Source organism: Aeromicrobium tamlense, from assembly GCF_013408555.1.
Taxonomy (GTDB): domain Bacteria; phylum Actinomycetota; class Actinomycetes; order Propionibacteriales; family Nocardioidaceae; genus Aeromicrobium; species Aeromicrobium tamlense.
In genome coordinates, this window is the sequence record NZ_JACBZN010000001.1 from 2177540 (window position 1) to 2195687 (window position 18148).

Here is an 18148-nt window from a genome sequence, read left to right on the forward strand (position 1 = left end):
TGTGGCAGGGAACGCGAGCCTGAGGAGCAGAACTCGGCTCGCCGGCCACAGCTACTCCGCATTTCGGCAGCGGGGCTACGCAGCCGCGAAGACTCAGCGCCGATGCCGCCGCGACCGTGCGCTCAGCTGACCTGAGGCCGCACCGCGAGTCAGTCGATCAACTGCTGCGCGAGGCGCTCGCCGATCTCGTTGAGCGCCCGGACCTGGGTCGGGTTGAGGTGGGTGGCGCCGTGCTCGTCGAAGAGGGTCTCGGCGGTGCCGAGGTCGAGGGGCGTGTCGAGATCGAGGCCGGCAACGACGTCGGCCAGGGCCTCGACCGAATCGGTCACCAGCCGCTCCACCTCGGCCGCGGGGGTCGACTGGTCGAGAGCGTCGAACCGCTCGTAGATCGCGCCGAACGACTCCATCAGCGAGGGCTCGGCGAAGCGCTCGTACATCTCCTGGATGAGCCGCGACGCCTCCTCTCCCCCGAGGTGCGCGAGCAGGAGCAGCTGCTCGCGCTCGAGCCTCGCCAGTCGCGGGGACAGGCCGATCGCGGAGACGAGGGCCGCGTGGGCGGCCAGCTCGGGCGGCAGGTCCGGCGCGGCACCGCCCGCCCGCAGCGCCGCGACCACCGCGCGCTGCGCGGTGAGGCGGTCGATCTGCGCTGCCAGCTCGGCGTCGAGGGACTCCAGCCGCGCGTCGTGATCCGCGTCGTCCTCGAGCGGGAGGTCCTGCAGCGCGAACCCGAGGTCCGCGAGCCGCTTGATCCGCAGCACCCGCACGAGGTGGCCGACGTCGTACTCGCGATAGCCGTTGAGCGAGCGCGCGGGCTCCTCGAGGAGCCCGATCTGGTGGTAGTGCCGCAGCGTCCGCACCGTGACGCCCGCCAGCCGGGCGAGCTCCCCACTACGCATCGATCGACTCCGGTTCGCTCGGCTCGAGGTCGCGCAGCACGGGACCCGCGACCGCGACGACCGACATCACGACCCACAGTGCCACGAAGCCGGCCGCCGCAGCCGTCAGGCTCACGTGCTCGATCACGACCGCGGCGAGCAGGATCGCGGCCGGCGCGGCCGCTGTGACGAGCGCGTTCTGGGTCCCCATCACCCGGCCGAGCGCCCGCTCCGGCACCGCGCTGGTGGTCAGCAGCCCCAGCAGCGCACCGCACAGCCCACTGCCGAGCCCGAGCACGAATCCCGCCCCGAACAGCAGCCACGTCGGCGGCAGCAGCCCGATCACCGCGAACCCGACCGACGACACCAGCAGCCCCATCACGAGCCACGTCCGCCGCGCCAGACGATCGGCGAAGGCGACGTACAGGCCACTGCCCACCAGCAGCCCCGCCGCGATCGACGTCAGCACGAAGCCCAGCAGCCCCGGCCGGTCGATCAGCGTGAAGTGCACCGGCAGGATCAGCGCCTGGAACGCCGACAGCACCATCACCGACAGCAGCGACAGCCCCGTCACCATCGCCACCAGACGGGTCCGCGTGAGGAGCTGCCAGCCCTCCACGAACTCGCGCCACGCCCCGAGCGGCGCGGTCGCCGGCACATCGTCGGTCCGCCCGACGCTCCGCGGGATGCCGAGCGTCAGCAGCGCCGCCAGGAACGACGTGCCCGCCGTGATCCACAGGACCGTCGAGCCATCGAAAAGCGTCATCAACAGACCCGCGACCGCCGGGCCGATCAGCAGCGAGATGGCACCGAGCGACTCGCGCAGCCCGATGAGCCGCTCGGTCGAGAGGCTCGAGCTCCGCGCGATCCTCGGCAGCAGCGCCTCGCGCGCCGTCATGCCCGGCACGTCACCGAGCGACCCGATCACCCCGAACAGGACGAACCAGCCGACCTCGAGCCCCACCAGACCGTCCACGATCGGCAGCGCCGCGACCGACGCCGCCGACACGAGGTCCGTCACGACCGACGACGTCACGCGGTTGATCCGGTCGATCACCACGCCCATGAACAGGCCGGCGAGCACGGCCGGCACCGCGGTCGCCGCCGCCACCCAGCCCGCCGACATGGCGCTGCCGGTGGCCTGCAGCACGATCAGCGGCAGGGCGATGGCCGCGATGGAGTTGCCCAGGACCGAGACGAAGTAGGAGCCGAGATAGAGCACTGATGTCCGCATGGGACCAGTCCAAACCCTGACGTCGCGTCAGGGTCAAGCCGACCGATCCACACCCTGCAGCGGCCCCGACGTCTTGTCGGTGGTGCTCACTACGTTGGGCTTCATGGACTTGAGCCGAGCGGTGGTCACGGGTGACGCGGTGCGTCGCGCGCGTGCGATCGCGGAGTTCGAGGAGTGGGAGTTCGTGGTCTCCCACCATGCGATGCGGGTGGCCGAGATCGACCGCGTCGATGACATCCCGCTGTCGAAGGACCTGGCCCGGCGTGAGGTCACACTCGATCTCGCGCGGGCACTGCGGACCACCGAGCACCAGGTGTGGGGCATGGTCCACGAGGCCGACACGCTGCATACCCGGGCGCCGGGCGTGTGGGAGTCGTTCCGGGCCGGAGACATCGACGCCGACCGCACCTCCGCCATCGCGTCGACCGCGGAGCGGCTGCAGACCCGTGAGGCCTGGGCGGCGCTGGAGCACTCCGCGCCCGAGTACGCCGCGACGCACACGCTGGCCGAGCTGCGGTCGTGGCTGCGCCGGCTGCGGGCCCGGCTCGAGCCCGAGGAGACCCAGGCCGAGGCCGACCGCGCGATCGAGCAGCGCCGCGTCTCGATCACCCACAACGACGACGGCACCTCGTGGTTCAACGCGCTGCTGCCCACCGGGCTGGCGATCGCGATCGGCGAGCGACTGCGCAAGGCCGCCCGCGCCATCCCGTCCATCGACCCCGCCACGGGTGAGCGCGACCGCCGCACCCGCGACCAGAAGCAGGCCGACCTCTTCGCGGACTGGCTGATCTCGAACACGGGCACCGTCGGCGACCTCCGGGCCGAGATCGCCATCAGCATCAGCGCCATCGACCTGCTCGGCTACACCAACGGCCCCGGCCTCACCCTCGACGGCGAGCCCGTCGGCGCCGCATGGGTCCGCGAGCTCGCCACCTCCGAGCACGCCGTGCTCCGACGGCTGGTCCTCGACCCCCTCGGACACGTCCTCGACACCCAAGTCCTCAAGTACCGACCACCCGAATCACTCCGCCAAGCACTGCACTGGCGCGACGGCACCTGTCGAGTCGCCGGCTGCCGAGCCCCGGTCCACGAGACCGACCTCGACCACGCGAAGGCCTACGACTCCGGCGGATCCACCAGCGGAACCAACCTCCGCTGCCTCTGTCGAAAACACCACAACATGAAGTCCCACGGTCACCTCCACGACCGCCACCTCGACGCGCCCCTCCAGCACGTCGAGCGGTACCGCACGGCCCCGTAGGCCGGGCCGACAAGCCTGCGTCAAGCCGCGTCAAGAACGCGTCAAGACCGGCGGGTTCCGGCCTGCGCGGGTCTTGGCTGGCGGCATGAGCATCGAAAGCGTCCTCGTGACGGCCGTGGTGGTCGTCCTGGCGATCTACCTGCTGGTCGCCCTCGTCCTGCCGGAGCGGTTCCAGTGACCGACACCCTCGCAGGCCTCCTCTCCATCGCCCTCCTGCTGTCGCTGCTGGCCGTCGCCTACGTGCCGGTCGGCGACCACATGGCGCGCGTCTTCACCAGCACCCGGCACCTGCGCGTCGAGCGCGCGATCTACCGCCTCACCGGCGTCGGCTCCGATGCCGAGCAGAGCCCACGGTCGTACGCCACGAGCGTCGTCGGCTTCACCCTCGTCAGCGTTGCTCTGCTGATGGGCATCCTGCTCGCGCAGGCGCACCTGCCGCTCAGCCGCGACCTCGACGGCATGCCGTGGTGGATGTCGTTCAACACCGCGATCTCGTTCGTCACCAACACGAACTGGCAGTCCTACGCGGGCGAGTCCACCCTGGGCTTCACCGCCCAGATGGCCGGCTTGGCCGTGCAGAACTTCCTGTCCGCGGCCGTCGGCATCGCGGTGGCCGTGGCGCTGATCCGCGGCTTCGCCCGCTCCCGGTCGGGGTCGCTCGGCAACTTCTGGGTCGACCTCACCCGCGCCACCGTGCGCATCCTGCTCCCGCTCGCCTTCGTCGGAGCCGTCGCCCTCATGGCCGGCGGCGTCATCCAGACGTTCAGCGACACCACGGCGACCACCCTCACCGGCGCCTCGCAGGTGATCCCCGGCGGCCCCGGCGCCAGCCAGGAGGCCATCAAGCTGCTGGGCAACAACGGCGGCGGCTTCTTCAACGCGAACTCCGCCCACCCCTTCGAGAACCCCACGGCGTACACGAACCTGCTCGAGATCTTCCTGATCCTCGTCCTGCCCGTCTGCCTGACGCGCACCCTCGGCACGATGGTCGGCAACCGGCGTCAGGGCCTCGCGGTGCTCGGCGCGATGACCGTGCTCGCCGGTACCGCACTCGCCGCCGCCACGTGGGCCGAGTCCGGCGCGCACGCCCCGTCCGCGCAGGCCGCGGGCGCGGCGATGGAGGGCAAGGAGACGCGGTTCGGCGAGTGGGCCTCGTCGCTGTTCGCGGTGGCCACCACCGGCACCTCGACCGGCGCCGTCAACGCCTCGCACGACTCGATGACCCCGGTCGGCGGCGGCGCCACGCTCGTCAACATGATGCTGGGCGAGGTGGCGCCAGGAGGCGTCGGCGCCGGGATCTACGGCATCCTCGTGATGGCCATCCTCGCCGTGTTCGTCTGCGGGCTCATGGTGGGCCGCACGCCCGAGCTGCTCGGCAAGAAGATCCGCGCCCGCGAGATGACCTGGGTCGCCCTCTACGCCCTCACCACGCCGACCCTCGTGCTGCTGGGCACCGGCGCCGCGATCGCCCGCGACTCCACCGCCGACGCCATGGGCAACCCGGGCGGCCACGGCTTCAGTGAGGTGCTCTACGCCTACACGTCGGCTGCGAACAACAACGGCAGCGCGTTCGGCGGGATCACCGTGACCTCGGACTTCTTCCAGATCACCCTGGGACTGGCGATGCTGCTCGGCCGGCTGATCCCGATCGTGCTCGTCCTGATGCTCGCCGGCTCGCTGGCCCAGCAGGCGAAGGTCCCGGTGACCGCCGGGACCCTGCCCACCCACCGCCCCCTCTTCGTCGGGATGCTCGTCGGCGTGATCGTCATCATGACGGCGCTCACGTACGTCCCGGCCCTCGCCCTCGGACCCATCGCGGAGGCCCTCGCATGAGCACCACCACCAACACCAGCACGCTCGGCCGCCAAGCGCTCGACCAGCTGCCGGCGGCGCTGCGCAAGCTCGACCCGCGCCACCTGTGGCGCTCCCCCGTCATGTTCATCGTCTGGCTCGGCTCGCTGGCCGCCACCCTGGCCGCGATCGCCGACCCCGGCACCTTCACGATCTCGATCGCGGCGTGGCTGTGGCTGACGGTGCTCTTCGGCAACCTTGCCGAGGCCGTCGCCGAGGGCCGCGGCAAGGCGCAGGCCGCCTCGCTGCGCGCCACCCGCACGGACACGATGGCCCGACGCCTGACTGCCAACGGTGAGGAGCGCGTGCCCGGCACCGAGCTCGCCGTCGGCGACCGCGTCGTGGTCGAGGCGGGCGAGGTCATCCCCGGCGACGGCGACGTCGTCGAGGGCATCGCCTCGGTGGACGAGTCGGCCATCACCGGCGAGTCGGCGCCTGTCATCCGCGAGGCCGGGGGCGACCGCAGCGCCGTCACCGGCGGCACGCGCGTGCTCTCGGACCGCATCGTCGTGCGCATCACCGCGGCGGCCGGCGAGACCTTCCTCGACCGGATGATCGGACTCGTCGAGGGCACGTCCCGACGCAAGACGCCGAACGAGATCGCCCTGTCGATCCTGCTGACGAGCCTGACGTTCGTGTTCCTGATCGCGGTCGCGACGCTCGCGCCGATGGCGGACTACGCCGGGGCGCCGCAGGACCCGGTCGTGCTGGTGGTCCTGCTGGTCTGCCTCATCCCCACCACGATCGGCGCGCTGCTGTCGGCGATCGGCATCGCGGGCATGGACCGGCTCGTCCGCGTGAACGTCCTGGCCATGTCCGGCCGCGCCGTCGAGGCCGCGGGCGACGTCAGCACCCTGCTGCTCGACAAGACCGGCACGATCACGCTGGGCAACCGCCGGGCGACGCTCCTCATCCCCGCTCCCGGGATCGACGAGGAGCGCCTGCGTGACGCGGCCAGGCTGGCGAGCCTCGCCGACCTCACGCCCGAGGGCCGCTCGATCGTCGAGCTCACGAAGGGCGGCGACGAGGCACCCGCGGGTGCGGAGTTCGTCGAGTTCACCGCCCAGACGCGCATGTCGGGCGTGGACCTGCCGGACGGGCGGTCCATTCGGAAGGGCGCGGGCTCGGCCGTGACGGCGTGGCTCGGGGTTGCCCCGTCCGACATCGTGACGGACACGATCGACTCGATCGCCCGGCTCGGCGGGACGCCCCTCGTGATCGCCGAGACCGACCCCGACGGCAAGGGCACGGTGCTGGGCGTCGTCCAGCTGACCGACGTGGTCAAGCCGGGCATGACCGAGCGCTTCGAGGAACTGCGCGCGATGGGCATCCGCACCGTCATGGTCACCGGCGACAACACCCTCACCGCGCGGGCGATCGCGAAGGAGGCCGGCGTCGACGACTTCCTCGCCGAGGCCACCCCCGAGGACAAGCTCGCCTTCATCCGCCGGGAGCAGGAGGGCGGACGGCTCGTCGCGATGACCGGCGACGGCACCAACGACGCCCCCGCGCTCGCCGCCGCCGATGTCGGCGTCGCGATGAACAGCGGCACCGCCGCCGCGAAGGAGGCCGGCAACATGGTCGACCTCGACTCGGACCCGACGAAGCTCATCGACATCGTCGAGATCGGCAAGCAGCTGCTCATCACGCGGGGCGCGCTGACCACGTTCTCGATCGCCAACGACGTGGCCAAGTACTTCGCGATCATCCCGGCGATGTTCGTGGCGGCCTACCCGTCGCTCGACGCGCTCAACGTCATGGACCTGGCCACACCGGAGTCGGCGATCCTCTCGGCGGTGATCTTCAACGCCCTCGTGATCGTCGCCCTCATCCCGCTGGCGCTCCGGGGCGTGCGGTTCCGCGCGGCCTCGGCCGTCTCGGTGCTGCGCCGCAACGTCCTCGTGTTCGGCCTGGGCGGCGTGCTCGTCCCCTTCGCCGGCATCAAGCTCATCGACCTGCTCGTCTCGAACCTCCCCGGAATCGGCTGATCACCATGCTCCTCACCACCCTCTCCGACCTCGGTCGCCAGTCCCTCGCAGCGCTGCGCCTGCTCGTCGTCCTCACGCTCGTCCTCGGCATCGCGTACCCGGTGGCCACGTGGGGCGTCGCCCAGGCGTTCGGGGACCGCGCCGCCGGTCAGCCGGTCGAGGTCGACGGCCGCGTCGTCGGCTCCCGTCTGCTGGGCCAGTCCTTCGACGGCCCGCAGTGGTTCCACGCGCGGCCCTCGGCGAACGACCACGACCCGCTCGCGTCCGCGCCGAGCAACCTCGGCCCCCTCAACGAGGACCTGATCGCCACGATTGCGCAGCGTCGGGCGGAGGTCGCGCAGCGGGAGTCCGTCCCCGAGTCCAACGTCCCGCCGGACGCCGTCACCGCGTCGGGCTCGGGCCTCGACCCCCACGTCTCGCCCGCCTACGCCGAGCTCCAGGTGGAGCGCGTCGCCCGCGCGAACGGGCTCACCCCGGCGGCGGTGCGGACTCTCGTCGCCGTGCACACGCAGGGTCGGTTCCTCGGCATCCACGGCGAGCCGGGCGTCAACGTCCTCGAGCTCAACGTCGCTCTTGCCGAGGCGGCTGCCGGGAGCGCCGGCGCGGGTGGAGACTGAGCACGTGGGAACGGCGAACGAGCGAGGCACGCTGCGCGTGTACCTCGGCGCCGCACCCGGCGTGGGCAAGACGTTCAAGATGCTCGACGAGGGCAACCGCCGGCTCGCCCGCGGCACCGATGTCGTGGTCGGCTTCGTCGAGACCCACGGCCGGGCCCACACGATCGACGCCGTCGCCGGGCTCGAGGTCGTCCCACGGGCCCGGAGGCAGTGCCGCGGCACCGTGCAGGAGGAGCTCGACCTCGACGCGATCCTCGAGCGCCGGCCCGCGGTCGTGCTGGTCGACGAGCTCGCCCACACGAACGTGCCGGGCAGCCGTCACGAGAAGCGCTGGCAGGACGTGGAGGCCCTGCGCGACGCCGGCATCGACGTCATCACCACCGTCAACATCCAGCACCTCGAGTCCCTGAACGACGTCACCGAGTCGATCACCGGCGTCCGCCAGCGCGAGACCGTGCCCGACGAGGTGGTCCGCGGCGCCGACCAGATCGAGCTCGTCGACATGAGCCCGCAGGCGCTGCGCCGGCGCCTCGCGCACGGCAACGTCTATGCCGCCGAGAAGGTCGACGCCGCGCTGCACCACTACTTCCGCGAGGGCAACCTCACGGCCCTGCGCGAGCTCGCGCTCCTGTGGCTCGCCGACCGGGTCGACGAGGGCATGGACCGGTACCGCGAGGAACATCGGATCACCGGCACGTGGGCCACCCGCGAGCGGATCGTCGCCGCGGTCACGGGCGGCCCGGAGTCCACCACCCTGATGCGCCGCGCCGCCCGGATCGCGTCGCGGCGGGCGGGTGGCGAGTGGCTGGCGCTCTACGTCACGCGCCACGACGGACTCAGCTCGATCTCACCCGACCGCCTGACCGAGCTGCGCGCGAAGACCGAGGAGCTCGGCGGCACGTTCCACACCGTCGTCGGCGACGATGCGGCGGAGGCCATCCTGGCGTTCGCCCGGGCCGAGAACGCCGACCAGGTGATCATCGGCGCCAGCCGGCGCGGACGGCTCTCCACCCTGCTGCGGCCCGGGATCGGCGAGCGCGTCATCAGCGCATCGGGCGACGTCGACGTCCACATCGTCACGCACGACCACGCGCGGGGTCGCGGCTCCGCGTCGCAGCGCCCGGACCCCGCCCTGAGTCCCCGGCGCCGGGCTGTGGGCTTCGCGTTCGCCGTGCTCGCACCGAGCCTGCTCAGCCTTCTGCTGTGGTGGACCGACTCCCTGCACGGGCTGCCGTCCGAGGCGATGCTGCTCATGACCGTCGTCGTGGCGACCGCGCTGATCGGCGGCCTGTGGCCCGCCGTGCTGTCGGCCGTGCTCAGCGGGGTCCTGCTGAACGTGCTGTTCACGCCGCCGCGCTACACGCTCACGGTCGCCGAGCCCGAGAACGCCGCAGCACTCGTGCTGTTCGTGCTCGTGGGGATCGCGGTGGCGAGCGTCGTCGGCATCGCCGCGCGACGAGCCGTCGAGGCCCGGCGAGCCCGTGCCGAGGCGGACAGCCTCACGGTGCTCGCGCACACGCTGCTGACCTCCGGGCACGACCTCCGCGCGCTGCTGACCTCGGCCGTCGAGCTCTTCGGTGCCGACGGGGCGGCGGTGCTCCGGACCGACGGCCCGGAGATCGTCGCCGCCGTCGGGGACGCGCCGACGAGTCCCGAGAACGCCACCACCAGCACGTCCATCGACGACCGGACGGTCCTCGCCCTGCGCGGTGGCGCCCAGCACGCCGACGAGCGCGGGCTGCTCAATGCGTACGCCGCCTACGCGAAGGTGATGGCCGACCGCTCGCTGGCGCAGGAGGCGGAGGTCGACCGCCACCGTCTGGAAGAGGCGAACCGGACGCGCACGGCGCTGCTCGCGGCGGTCTCGCACGACCTGCGGTCGCCGCTGGCCGCGATCAAGGTCGCGGTCGCCAGCCTGCGCGGCACCTCGGTCACCTTCTCGCCCGAGGACGAGGCCGCCCTGCTGGAGACGATCGAGGAGTCCACCGACCGGCTCACCGCGCTCGTCACGAACCTGCTCGACATGAGTCGCATCCAGGCCGGCGCCGTGACCGCGCACCCGAGCGTGGTGGGGCTCGAGGACGCCGTCCTCTCCGCGCTCGCGCCGCTCGAGTCCGGTGAGCGCATCCGCGTGGACGTCGCGCCCGACCTCGACGTCCTCGCGGACCCCGGCCTGCTGGAGCGGGTGCTGGCGAACATCGGCGAGAACGCCGTGAAGTACACGCCCGCGGACACCCCCATCCGGGTCGACGCCGCGGTGGTCGGCGGTCGCGTGACGCTGCGCGTCGCCGACACCGGTCCGGGCATCGGCGACGGCGACCTCGAGCGCATCTTCGCCCCGTTCCAGCGGCTCGGCGACGTCCCGGGACAGGACGGCGTGGGCCTGGGGCTGGCCGTCGCCCGCGGCCTGACCGAGGCCATGGGCGGGACGATCGCCACCGAGCCCACCCCGGGTGGCGGGCTCACCTTCGCCATCGACCTCCCCCGAGCACCCGAGGAGCAGCCATGACCTTCGTGCTGGCCGTCGACGACGACCCCGCGATCCTGCGCACGCTCGGGATCAACCTGCGGGCGCGCGACTACGACGTCGAGACGGCGGGCGACGGTCGCTCCGCGCTGCAGATCGTCGACGAGCGGATGCCCGACGTGGTGCTGCTCGACCTCGGCCTGCCCGACCTCGACGGCATCGCCGTGCTGCGGCGCCTGCGCGAGTTCACCCAGGTTCCGGTCATCGTGGTCTCGGCGCGCACCGAGCCGGACGACAAGGTCGAGGCCCTCGACCTCGGCGCGGACGACTTCATCACCAAGCCGTTCTCGATCGAGGAGCTGATGGCACGCATCCGCGTGATGACGCGGCGCGCCGCGGCCGAGCCCGCCCTCGTCGTCCGCGCCGGCGACCTGACTCTCGACGTGACGGAGTCCCGCGCCACCCGCGACGGCGAGGAGATCCACCTGACGCCGCTCGAGTGGAAGATCGTGGCGGCGCTGGTGCGCCGGCGCGGCCGGCTGGTGCGCCAGGGCGAGCTGCTGCGCGAGGTCTGGGGCCCGGGCTACGAGGGCCAGTCGAACTACCTGCGCGTCCACCTCGCGAGCATCCGTCGCAAGCTCGAGACCGATGCCTCGCGCCCCACGCTGTTCGTCACCGAGCCCGGCATCGGGCACCGGTTCGATCCGCAGGACATGCCAGCAACCCCTTGACCACTACTCAGTGATGCTATCTACTGGTACTCAACAACACTGAGTAGCAGCAGGAGTGACGTGGGCAAGCAGCTGACCGAGATGCTCAAGGGCACGCTCGAGGGGATCGTCCTGGCGATCCTGTCGGACCGTCCGGCGTACGGCTACGAGATCACCTCGTGGCTGCGCGACCGAGGGTTCGCCGAGATCGCGGAGGGCACGGTCTACGCCCTGCTCATCCGCATCGAGAAGCGAGGGCTCGTCGACGTGTCCAAGGTGCCGTCCGAGAAGGGCCCGCCGCGCAAGGTCTACTCGCTCAACGACGAGGGCCGGCAGTACCTCGACGAGTTCTGGGAGACGTGGAGCTTCCTGACCGAACGACTCGCCCAGCTCCACGAAGGAGAGAACTGACATGACCAACCCCATCTCCCGCATGATCGGCGAGAAGAAGCAGTGGCGGCAGTACAAGGCGCGCGTCGCGGCACTCCCCCAGCCGCACCGCGCGGCCGCCGAGGCGGTCGAGCACTACCTGATGCGCGTCGGCGCGGTGTTCGTGAGTGACGCCCAGGGCCTGATGCAGATGTTCGACGACCTGGCCGAGCTCTTCGAGCAGTCCGCCGCCGACGGCACGCCCGTCCGCGACATCGTCGGCGACGACCCCGTCGCGTTCGTCGAGGACTTCATCACCAACTACCCGTCCGGCCGCTGGCTCACCAAGGAGCGCGAGCGGCTGATCGAGGCGATCACGGAGGCGGGGACATGAGCGCGATCAGCGTCCGCGACGTCCGGAAGTCGTTCGGCACGGTGGAGGTGCTGCGCGGGGTCGACCTCGAGATCGAGACTGGCAGCGTGTTCGCCCTGCTCGGCTCCAACGGCGCGGGCAAGACCACGCTGGTGCGGATCCTGGCCACCCTGCTGCGTGCCGACGCCGGCGAGGCCACGGTCGAGGGCTTCGACGTGGCCACGCAGGGCGGCGACGTCCGCGGCGCGATCAGCCTCACCGGGCAGTTCGCCGCCGTGGACGGGATGCTCACGGGCCGCGAGAACCTCGTGCTCATCGCCCGGCTCCGGCACGTCGACGATCCCGGTGCCGTCGCCGACGAGCTGCTCGCGCGGTTCGACCTCGTCGAGGCCGGCGCCCGGCGCGTGGGCACCTACTCCGGCGGCATGCAGCGGCGGCTCGACATCGCGATGAGCCTCATCGGCGACCCGCCGGTCGTCTTCCTCGACGAGCCCACCACCGGGCTCGACCCGCAGGCGCGGCTGGAGGTCTGGCGCACGATCGAGCGACTCGCCGCCGGCGGCACCACCGTGCTGCTCACCACGCAGTACCTCGACGAGGCCGAGCACCTCGCCGACCACATCGCGATCCTGCACGGCGGCCGGATCATCGCGCACGGCACGCTCGAAGAGCTCAAGCGGCTGCTGCCGCCCGCGAAGGTCGAGTACGTCGAGAAGCAGCCCACCCTCGAGGAGATCTTCCTCGCGATCATCGGCACGCCCGAGGAGGCGGCATGACCACCCACTCCGTTCGATGGACCCCCCTCAGTGACACCGCGGCCCTCACCGGCCGGTCGCTGCGGCACGTGCTGCGCAGCCCCGACACGATCATCACGACCACGGTCATGCCGATCATGTTCATGCTGCTGTTCGTCTACGTGTTCGGCGGCGCGATGGAGGTCGGCACCGACGACTACGTCGACTACCTGCTGCCCGGCATCCTGCTGATCACGGTCGCGTCCGGCATCGCCTACACGGCGTTCCGGCTGTTCATGGACCTGCAGGGCGGGATCTTCGAGCGCTTCCAGTCCATGCCGATCGCCCGGTCCGCCGTGCTGTGGGCGCACGTGCTGACCTCGCTCGTCGCGAACCTCGTCTCGCTGGCCGTCGTGGTCGGTGTGGCACTGCTGATGGGCTTCCGGTCGAGCGCCGGCGTGCTGGAGTGGCTCGCGGTGCTGGGCCTGCTGGTGCTGTTCACGCTGGCTCTCACGTGGCTCGCCGTGATCCCGGGACTGACGGCGAAGTCCGTCGACGGCGCGAGCGCGTTCGCGTACCCGCTGATCTTCCTGCCGTTCCTCAGCTCGGCGTTCGTGCCCACCGAGACGATGCCCGGACCCGTGCGCGCCTTCGCCGAGAACCAGCCGGTGACGTCGATCGTGGACGCCCTCCGCGGGCTGCTCGACGGGCAACCCGTCGCCTCGGACGTGCTGATGGCGACCGCCTGGTGCGTGGCCCTCCTGGTCGCCGCATGGGTCCTCGCGACCGCGGTCCACCGGCGGAAGGTCAGGATGGGGGCATGACCTCCTCGCCGCAGCCCCGCTGGTTCACCGACACGAAGCCCGGCCACTCCCAGTGGTTCATCGAGCGCTTCCGGGCGCTGGAAGCCGACGGCGCCGACCTGCTCGGCGAGGCGCGGTTCGCCGACATGCTGGCGGCACGCGGATCCCGCATCCTCGACGCCGGCTGCGGCACCGGGCGGATGGCGGCGGCGCTGCACGAGGCCGGGCACACGGCCTACGGCGTCGACGTCGACCCCGAGCTGATCGCCGCCGCCGAGACCGACCACTCCGGGCCGACGTATGGCGTCGCCGACCTCAGCGAGCTGGCGCTCTCGGACGTGGGCGGCGAGCCGGTCGACCTGGTCATGTGCGCCGGGAACGTGATGGTCTTCCTCGCCCCGGGCACCGAGCGGCTGGTCCTCGAGCGGCTGTGCGCGGTCACCCGTCCCGGCGGTCGCGTGGTGGTCGGCTCGCGCCCCGGAGGCGACTACGCGTTCGAGGCCCTCGACGCCGACCTCGCCTCGCTGGAGGAACGCGGCATCGCCACCGTCCAGCACCGCTTCGCCACGTGGCACCTCGACCCGTTCGAGCCCGGCGGCGACTTCGCCGTCACGGTCCTGGAGCGCGGAGAGGCGCCGATCGACGTAGCGTGAAGGGGAACCCGATCCTCGAAGGAGACTCCCCCATGAAGCTGGCCGAACTCCCCCTGCGCCTCGCCACCGGAGCGTTCATCCTCAACAGCGGCCTGAGCAAGCGGAACCTGCCGCCCGAGGCGGCCGAGGGTCTCCAGGGCATGGCCGCGAACGCCGTGCCGCAGGCCAAGGAGATGGAGCCGACGGCGTTCGGCAAGGCGCTCAGCAACGGTGAGATCGCGCTCGGCGCGGCCCTGCTGGCCCCGTTCGTGCCGTCCGCGGTGGCCGGCGCCGCGCTCACCGCGTTCGGCGGCGGGCTCATCAAGATGTACCTCAGCACGCCGGGCATGACCGCCGAGGGCTCGAGCGTCCGCCCGAGCCAGGACGGCACCGCGATCGCCAAGGACATCTGGCTCGTCGGCGCCGGCCTCAGCCTGCTGATCAGCGGTCTGACGCCGAAGAAGCCCCTGATCGGGCACTGAGTCGACCGACCACCGCCTCCGCCGCGTCGCGCAGCGCCTCCAGCTGTGAGGGACTCAGCGCGTCGAAGAACAGGTCGCGCACCTGCGCCACGTGCGCCGGCGCGGCGGAGCGGACGGTCGCCCAGCCGTCCTCGGTGAGCGCCACGAGGGGCGCGCGTCCGTCCTCCACGCACGCGTCGCGGCGCACCAGGCCGCGCTGCTCCATGCGCCGGACCTGATGCGCGAGACGGCTCTTCTCCCAGCGGAGGCGGCAGCGCAGCTCGCGCGCTCGCAGGACGCCATCGGCCTCCTCGGAGAGGTGCGCCAGCACGGCGTAGTCGGCCGCCGAGAGGTCGGCGTTCGCCTTCAGGCCCTGCGCCAGCTCGGCCATCAGGTCGTCGTGCATCGCGAGCAGTGCGCGCCACGTGCGCTGCTCCTCGTCGTCGAGCCACTCAGCCACGATTGACCAGCTCGCGCACGGCGGGGGCGATCTCGGCCGCGAACCGCTCGGTCGTGGCGGTGTCATCGGACGCGACGATGAACCCACTCGTGCCGTAGGACAGCGCGATGTCCGCCAGCTGCTCGGCCGGCAGGTCAGGCCCGATGTTGAGCAGTCGACGGATGTCGCGCGGGTCGCGCCCCGCGCCGACGGCGGCGTCGTCGATGCGCCGGTTCATGTCGGCCAGGTCCGACGCGCCACCCTCGAGGTACGACAGCGAGGGCAGCCAGCCGTCGGCGACCCGTCCCGTCATCCGCAGGATCCGCGGCTTGTACGCGCCGACCCAGATGCCCACCGGGTGCGCCGGCGCCGGGCCGCGCTTCGCGCCGTGCACGTCGTAGTGCTTGCCGCGCACCGAGAGCACGGCGCCGTTCTCCGCGTCCCAGATGCCCCGGATGATCTCGATGGCCTCCTCGAGCGCTTCGATCGACTCGCCCGGGGTGCGGCGTGGGCCACCCATCGCCACGATGCCGTCCCAGAACGCGCCGGCGCCGAGCCCGAGCTCGATGCGGCCACCGCTGAGCTGGTCGAGCGTGGCGACCGCGCGGGCCAGCACGGCCGGCGGCCGCAGCGGCAGGCTCGTGACGTTCGCCGCCAGCCGGACCCGCTCGGTTCTGGCCGCCACATAGGCCAGCAGGGTGGAGGTGTCGTGGAACTTCGCGACGTACGGGTGGTCCTGGAAGGTCACGAGGTCGAGACCCGCGCGGTCGGCCACGACCGCCTGCTCGACGGCGTGCTGGACGGGCCGGTTCGCCGGGGTGACGAAGGTGCCGAACAGCAGGTCGTGGCCGTAGGCGGTGGTGTCGGTCATGAGGCGCTCCTGGTCTCGGGGACGTCGATGTTGAAGTTGTCGCGGAAGAGGTTGTCCGGGTCGAGCTCGGCCTTCAGCCGCCGTAGTCGCGCGAGCGTCGCCGGCGGGAACGCGTCGGCGAGCCGCGCCGGATCGTCACTGCTCTCGAAGCTCAGGTAGAGCCCGTCGGACTGGCGGCGCACGGAGTCGAACCAGTAGTCGAGCCGTTGGGCGTTCGAGCCCATCGCGGTGATCGAGTAGGTCGCGTCGCGGTGGGCGTAGGCCGTGGCGTCCGACGGCACGTCGGCGACGGCACCGCCGACGGTGCGGACCTGGAAGAAGTGCGAGGCACCGCTGTTGATCAGGTCGGCCGAGGCGGACGCGAGTCCGGGCGTCATCTCGCGGGCCAGGACCGAGCGCGAGACGGGTTCGCCGCGACCGTGGTGCGGCGTCTCGGGAAACATGTTCATCACCGCCGCATACGGCGCGACGACGACCTGCTGCTGCACGAGCGGCGCGGCCTCGGCGAACGGCTGCAGCTGGCTCACGATGACGTCGGGGTCGGACGAGTCGACCATCGCCATCACCTGCGCCATGCCCTGACCGAGGATGAGGAACGGCGTGGTCTCGCGGGGCAGGTCGGCCACGACGCGACCGAACGACTCGAGGTAGGCAGCGGGATCGGGGGCACGGAACGCCAGCTGCGCCCAGCCGACGTCGGCGACCTCGTCCACCTCGAACTCGAAGGCGACGGCGATGCCGAAGTTGGCCCCGGCACCGCGGGCCGCCCAGAACAGCTCCTCGTGCTCGTCCGCCGTCGCGCGCACGAGACGGCCGTCGGCGAGCACCATCTCGACGGCGCGCAGGTGGTCGATGGTCAGGCCGTGCGCACGGCCGAGGAAGCCGATGCCGCCGGCCGTGGCGAGTCCGCCGACGCCCACTCCGCCGTAGTCGCCCGAGCTCAGGGCCCAGCCGTGCGGCTGGAGCGCCGTCGCGACGTCGCGCCAGCGCGCGCCGGGCTCGATGCGGACGAGCCGGGTGGCCTCGTCGAGGACCGTGATCGCGTTCATCCGACCGAGGTCGATGACGAGGCCGCCGTCGTTCGTCGAGCGGCCGCTGATGCCGTGTCCGCCGCTTCGGATCCCCAGCGGCAGGTGGCGGTGGGTGCGCGCGAAGGCGATCGCGCTGGCGACCTCGTCGGCGTTCGTCGGACGCAGGACGAGGCCGGGATCGCCGCCGCGCAGATAGGTCGATCGGAGCCCGGGGAACTCCGGATCGCCGGGCTCGACGACCCGGTGCGCAAGCTCCTCCGGGACGTGGTCGTAGCCGATGCCGGGGCGCCGCAGGGCGCGTCGGCGCGGTCCCTCGATGGCCTCGCGCACCTTCGGCAGGATCTCCACGGCGAACGTGCGCATCGCCGGCTCGTCCGCCCGGAGGACGAACGTGTCGTGCTCGAGCGCGAGCGCCGCCAGCTCGGCGATGCTCTCCGTGGTGATCGGGACCGCGCTCGCGTCGTCACGTGGCCAGACCGGGCTGACGACCTCGATGCGGCCGCCCGAGAGTCGCTCGAGGGTGCCCACGGCATGGGCGAGCATCTCGGGCGTCCGCTCGCCCGCGTCGACGCGCGCCACGAGGTGCAGCGCCTCGGTGCGCGCAGCCGCCCAGGCCGCCGTAGTGAGCGCGTCGTCGTCGGTCAGGAGGGCGAAGTCGTAGCCGAGCGCGTCGACGAGGTGGGCCGTCGCTGCCGTGGCCTCGACGCCGAACCGGAGCGGCCGGCCGTTCGCATAGGTTGACACATCAACATCTTACGTGGCCCTGCGTGAGAAGGTCACGTGCACGACACCGCTCTCGGCGGTCTCGGTGTGCGGGTCGTGGGTCAGCTCGAGGCCGCGCAGGTCGTCCCACAGTCGGATGCCGTCGCCCAGGATCATCGGCGTGATGCCCACGTGGAGCCGGTCGACGAGCCCCGCCCTGAGGAACTCGCGCACGGTCGACGCGCCGCCGCCGATGCGCACGTCGCCCCCGTTCGCCGCTTCCGTCGCCCGGTCGAGCGCCTCCTGCGGCGTGGCGGAGAGGAAGTGGAAGACCGTGCCGTTCTCGAACTCGATGTCGGCGCGCGGCGTGTGCGTCAGGACGAACACCGGGACGCGGAACGGCGGCTCCTCACCCCACCAGCCGCGCCAGTCCGGATCGTCGGGGAAGGTGTGGAGGCCGAACATGCCGGCGCCCATGACCTCGGCCGCGATGCCCTCGAAGTAGGCGGCGGCGTACCGGTCGTCGACGCCGGTGGTGCCCTCGCCGCTGGTGTCGCCGAACACACGCTCGCGGAACGTGCGCGTCGCGGCGTAGGCGGCGACGAGGCGCATCCAGTCCTGCCCGATCGGGTCGTCCGGCGTCCCGTCGGTGGTGGTGGCGAAGCCGTCGAGGGAGATGTTCAGATCCACGCGCACGCTCATGGGTCCTCAGTCTGGAGGCCGCGGGGCA

At 71.9% G+C, this 18148-nt stretch carries 19 protein-coding genes; 13 read left to right on the forward strand and 6 right to left on the reverse strand.

Annotated features, from left to right (window positions below):
- Positions 1–149: 149 nt before the first annotated feature.
- Positions 150–896 carry a MerR family transcriptional regulator gene (locus BJ975_RS10805; protein ID WP_179425753.1) on the reverse strand — a complete coding sequence of 249 codons (747 nt, stop codon included), beginning with the start codon at positions 894–896 and terminating at the stop codon, positions 150–152.
- Entirely contained in the window at positions 889–2109 is a 1221-nt protein-coding gene (locus tag BJ975_RS10810; RefSeq protein ID WP_179425755.1) for an MFS transporter, read from the reverse strand. Before BJ975_RS10810 ends, BJ975_RS10805 begins: the two co-directional genes overlap by 8 nt.
- Before the next feature lie 103 nt (positions 2110–2212).
- Here BJ975_RS10810 and BJ975_RS10815 point away from each other — a divergent pair, with 103 nt between their 5' ends.
- The 13 genes from BJ975_RS10815 (at position 2213) to BJ975_RS10875 (ending at position 14396) form a co-directional block, all read left to right on the forward strand.
- Positions 2213–3370, forward strand: coding sequence for an HNH endonuclease signature motif containing protein (locus tag BJ975_RS10815; protein WP_179425757.1), 1158 nt, complete (start codon positions 2213–2215; stop codon positions 3368–3370).
- A gap of 85 nt (positions 3371–3455) precedes the next feature.
- Positions 3456–3548 (forward strand): potassium-transporting ATPase subunit F, encoded by a 93-nt coding sequence (locus BJ975_RS16790; protein WP_179425759.1) that lies wholly within the window; start codon positions 3456–3458, stop codon positions 3546–3548.
- The gene (gene kdpA / locus BJ975_RS10825) at positions 3545–5203 is read left to right on the forward strand and encodes a potassium-transporting ATPase subunit KdpA (protein ID WP_179425761.1); all 1659 of its coding nucleotides are present in this window, start codon (positions 3545–3547) and stop codon (positions 5201–5203) included. Before BJ975_RS16790 ends, kdpA begins: the two co-directional genes overlap by 4 nt.
- Complete coding sequence (gene kdpB, locus BJ975_RS10830) at positions 5200–7209, forward strand: potassium-transporting ATPase subunit KdpB (protein WP_179425763.1); 2010 nt, start codon at positions 5200–5202, stop codon at positions 7207–7209. The genes kdpA and kdpB overlap by 4 nt, the downstream gene beginning before the upstream one ends.
- Before the next feature lie 5 nt (positions 7210–7214).
- Positions 7215–7826 (forward strand): potassium-transporting ATPase subunit KdpC, encoded by a 612-nt coding sequence (kdpC, locus tag BJ975_RS10835; RefSeq protein ID WP_179425765.1) that lies wholly within the window; start codon positions 7215–7217, stop codon positions 7824–7826.
- Between the two features lie 4 nt (positions 7827–7830).
- Complete coding sequence (locus BJ975_RS10840) at positions 7831–10335, forward strand: sensor histidine kinase KdpD (RefSeq protein ID WP_317628341.1); 2505 nt, start codon at positions 7831–7833, stop codon at positions 10333–10335.
- Entirely contained in the window at positions 10332–11024 is a 693-nt protein-coding gene (locus BJ975_RS10845; protein WP_179425767.1) for a response regulator, read from the forward strand. Before BJ975_RS10840 ends, BJ975_RS10845 begins: the two co-directional genes overlap by 4 nt.
- Positions 11025–11084: 60 nt before the next feature.
- Entirely contained in the window at positions 11085–11414 is a 330-nt protein-coding gene (locus tag BJ975_RS10850) for a PadR family transcriptional regulator (protein WP_179425769.1), read from the forward strand.
- Position 11415: 1 nt separating this feature from the next.
- Positions 11416–11766, forward strand: coding sequence for a DUF1048 domain-containing protein (locus tag BJ975_RS10855; protein ID WP_179425771.1), 351 nt, complete (start codon positions 11416–11418; stop codon positions 11764–11766).
- Positions 11763–12521, forward strand: coding sequence for an ABC transporter ATP-binding protein (locus tag BJ975_RS10860; RefSeq protein ID WP_179425773.1), 759 nt, complete (start codon positions 11763–11765; stop codon positions 12519–12521). Before BJ975_RS10855 ends, BJ975_RS10860 begins: the two co-directional genes overlap by 4 nt.
- Positions 12518–13303 carry an ABC transporter permease gene (locus BJ975_RS10865; protein WP_179425775.1) on the forward strand — a complete coding sequence of 262 codons (786 nt, stop codon included), beginning with the start codon at positions 12518–12520 and terminating at the stop codon, positions 13301–13303. Before BJ975_RS10860 ends, BJ975_RS10865 begins: the two co-directional genes overlap by 4 nt.
- A complete protein-coding gene (locus BJ975_RS10870; protein WP_179425777.1) occupies positions 13300–13935 on the forward strand; it encodes a class I SAM-dependent methyltransferase in 636 nt (211 codons plus the stop codon). Before BJ975_RS10865 ends, BJ975_RS10870 begins: the two co-directional genes overlap by 4 nt.
- 32 nt (positions 13936–13967) lie before the next feature.
- Complete coding sequence (locus BJ975_RS10875) at positions 13968–14396, forward strand: hypothetical protein (protein ID WP_179425779.1); 429 nt, start codon at positions 13968–13970, stop codon at positions 14394–14396.
- Here the strand turns inward: BJ975_RS10875 and BJ975_RS10880 are convergent.
- From BJ975_RS10880 to BJ975_RS10895, 4 genes are read right to left on the reverse strand one after another with little or no spacing between them, the layout of a single operon-like run.
- Positions 14356–14835: a MarR family winged helix-turn-helix transcriptional regulator gene (locus BJ975_RS10880; protein WP_179425781.1), complete on the reverse strand. Its 480-nt coding sequence runs from the start codon at positions 14833–14835 to the stop codon at positions 14356–14358. The two genes, BJ975_RS10875 and BJ975_RS10880, sit on opposite strands and share 41 nt — an antisense overlap.
- Positions 14828–15685: an LLM class flavin-dependent oxidoreductase gene (locus BJ975_RS10885; protein WP_179425783.1), complete on the reverse strand. Its 858-nt coding sequence runs from the start codon at positions 15683–15685 to the stop codon at positions 14828–14830. The genes BJ975_RS10880 and BJ975_RS10885 overlap by 8 nt, the downstream gene beginning before the upstream one ends.
- Positions 15682–17460, reverse strand: coding sequence for an FAD-binding oxidoreductase (locus BJ975_RS10890; RefSeq protein WP_317628340.1), 1779 nt, complete (start codon positions 17458–17460; stop codon positions 15682–15684). Before BJ975_RS10890 ends, BJ975_RS10885 begins: the two co-directional genes overlap by 4 nt.
- Positions 17461–17469: 9 nt before the next feature.
- Positions 17470–18120 (reverse strand): dihydrofolate reductase family protein, encoded by a 651-nt coding sequence (locus BJ975_RS10895; protein ID WP_179425785.1) that lies wholly within the window; start codon positions 18118–18120, stop codon positions 17470–17472.
- Between the last annotated feature and the right edge of the window lie 28 nt (positions 18121–18148).

What these genes read in the sequence shown, in the direction of transcription:
- BJ975_RS10805 (WP_179425753.1), bottom strand. Translation starts at nt 896, where the DNA reads ATGCGTAGTGGGGAGCTCGCCCGGCTGGCGGGCGTCACGGTGCGGACG.
- BJ975_RS10810 (WP_179425755.1), bottom strand. Translation starts at nt 2,109, where the DNA reads ATGCGGACATCAGTGCTCTATCTCGGCTCCTACTTCGTCTCGGTCCTG.
- BJ975_RS10815 (WP_179425757.1), top strand. Translation starts at nt 2,213, where the DNA reads ATGGACTTGAGCCGAGCGGTGGTCACGGGTGACGCGGTGCGTCGCGCG.
- BJ975_RS16790 (WP_179425759.1), top strand. Translation starts at nt 3,456, where the DNA reads ATGAGCATCGAAAGCGTCCTCGTGACGGCCGTGGTGGTCGTCCTGGCG.
- kdpB (WP_179425763.1), top strand. Translation starts at nt 5,200, where the DNA reads ATGAGCACCACCACCAACACCAGCACGCTCGGCCGCCAAGCGCTCGAC.
- kdpC (WP_179425765.1), top strand. Translation starts at nt 7,215, where the DNA reads ATGCTCCTCACCACCCTCTCCGACCTCGGTCGCCAGTCCCTCGCAGCG.
- BJ975_RS10845 (WP_179425767.1), top strand. Translation starts at nt 10,332, where the DNA reads ATGACCTTCGTGCTGGCCGTCGACGACGACCCCGCGATCCTGCGCACG.
- BJ975_RS10855 (WP_179425771.1), top strand. Translation starts at nt 11,416, where the DNA reads ATGACCAACCCCATCTCCCGCATGATCGGCGAGAAGAAGCAGTGGCGG.
- BJ975_RS10860 (WP_179425773.1), top strand. Translation starts at nt 11,763, where the DNA reads ATGAGCGCGATCAGCGTCCGCGACGTCCGGAAGTCGTTCGGCACGGTG.
- BJ975_RS10865 (WP_179425775.1), top strand. Translation starts at nt 12,518, where the DNA reads ATGACCACCCACTCCGTTCGATGGACCCCCCTCAGTGACACCGCGGCC.
- BJ975_RS10870 (WP_179425777.1), top strand. Translation starts at nt 13,300, where the DNA reads ATGACCTCCTCGCCGCAGCCCCGCTGGTTCACCGACACGAAGCCCGGC.
- BJ975_RS10875 (WP_179425779.1), top strand. Translation starts at nt 13,968, where the DNA reads ATGAAGCTGGCCGAACTCCCCCTGCGCCTCGCCACCGGAGCGTTCATC.
- BJ975_RS10885 (WP_179425783.1), bottom strand. Translation starts at nt 15,685, where the DNA reads ATGACCGACACCACCGCCTACGGCCACGACCTGCTGTTCGGCACCTTC.
- BJ975_RS10895 (WP_179425785.1), bottom strand. Translation starts at nt 18,120, where the DNA reads ATGAGCGTGCGCGTGGATCTGAACATCTCCCTCGACGGCTTCGCCACC.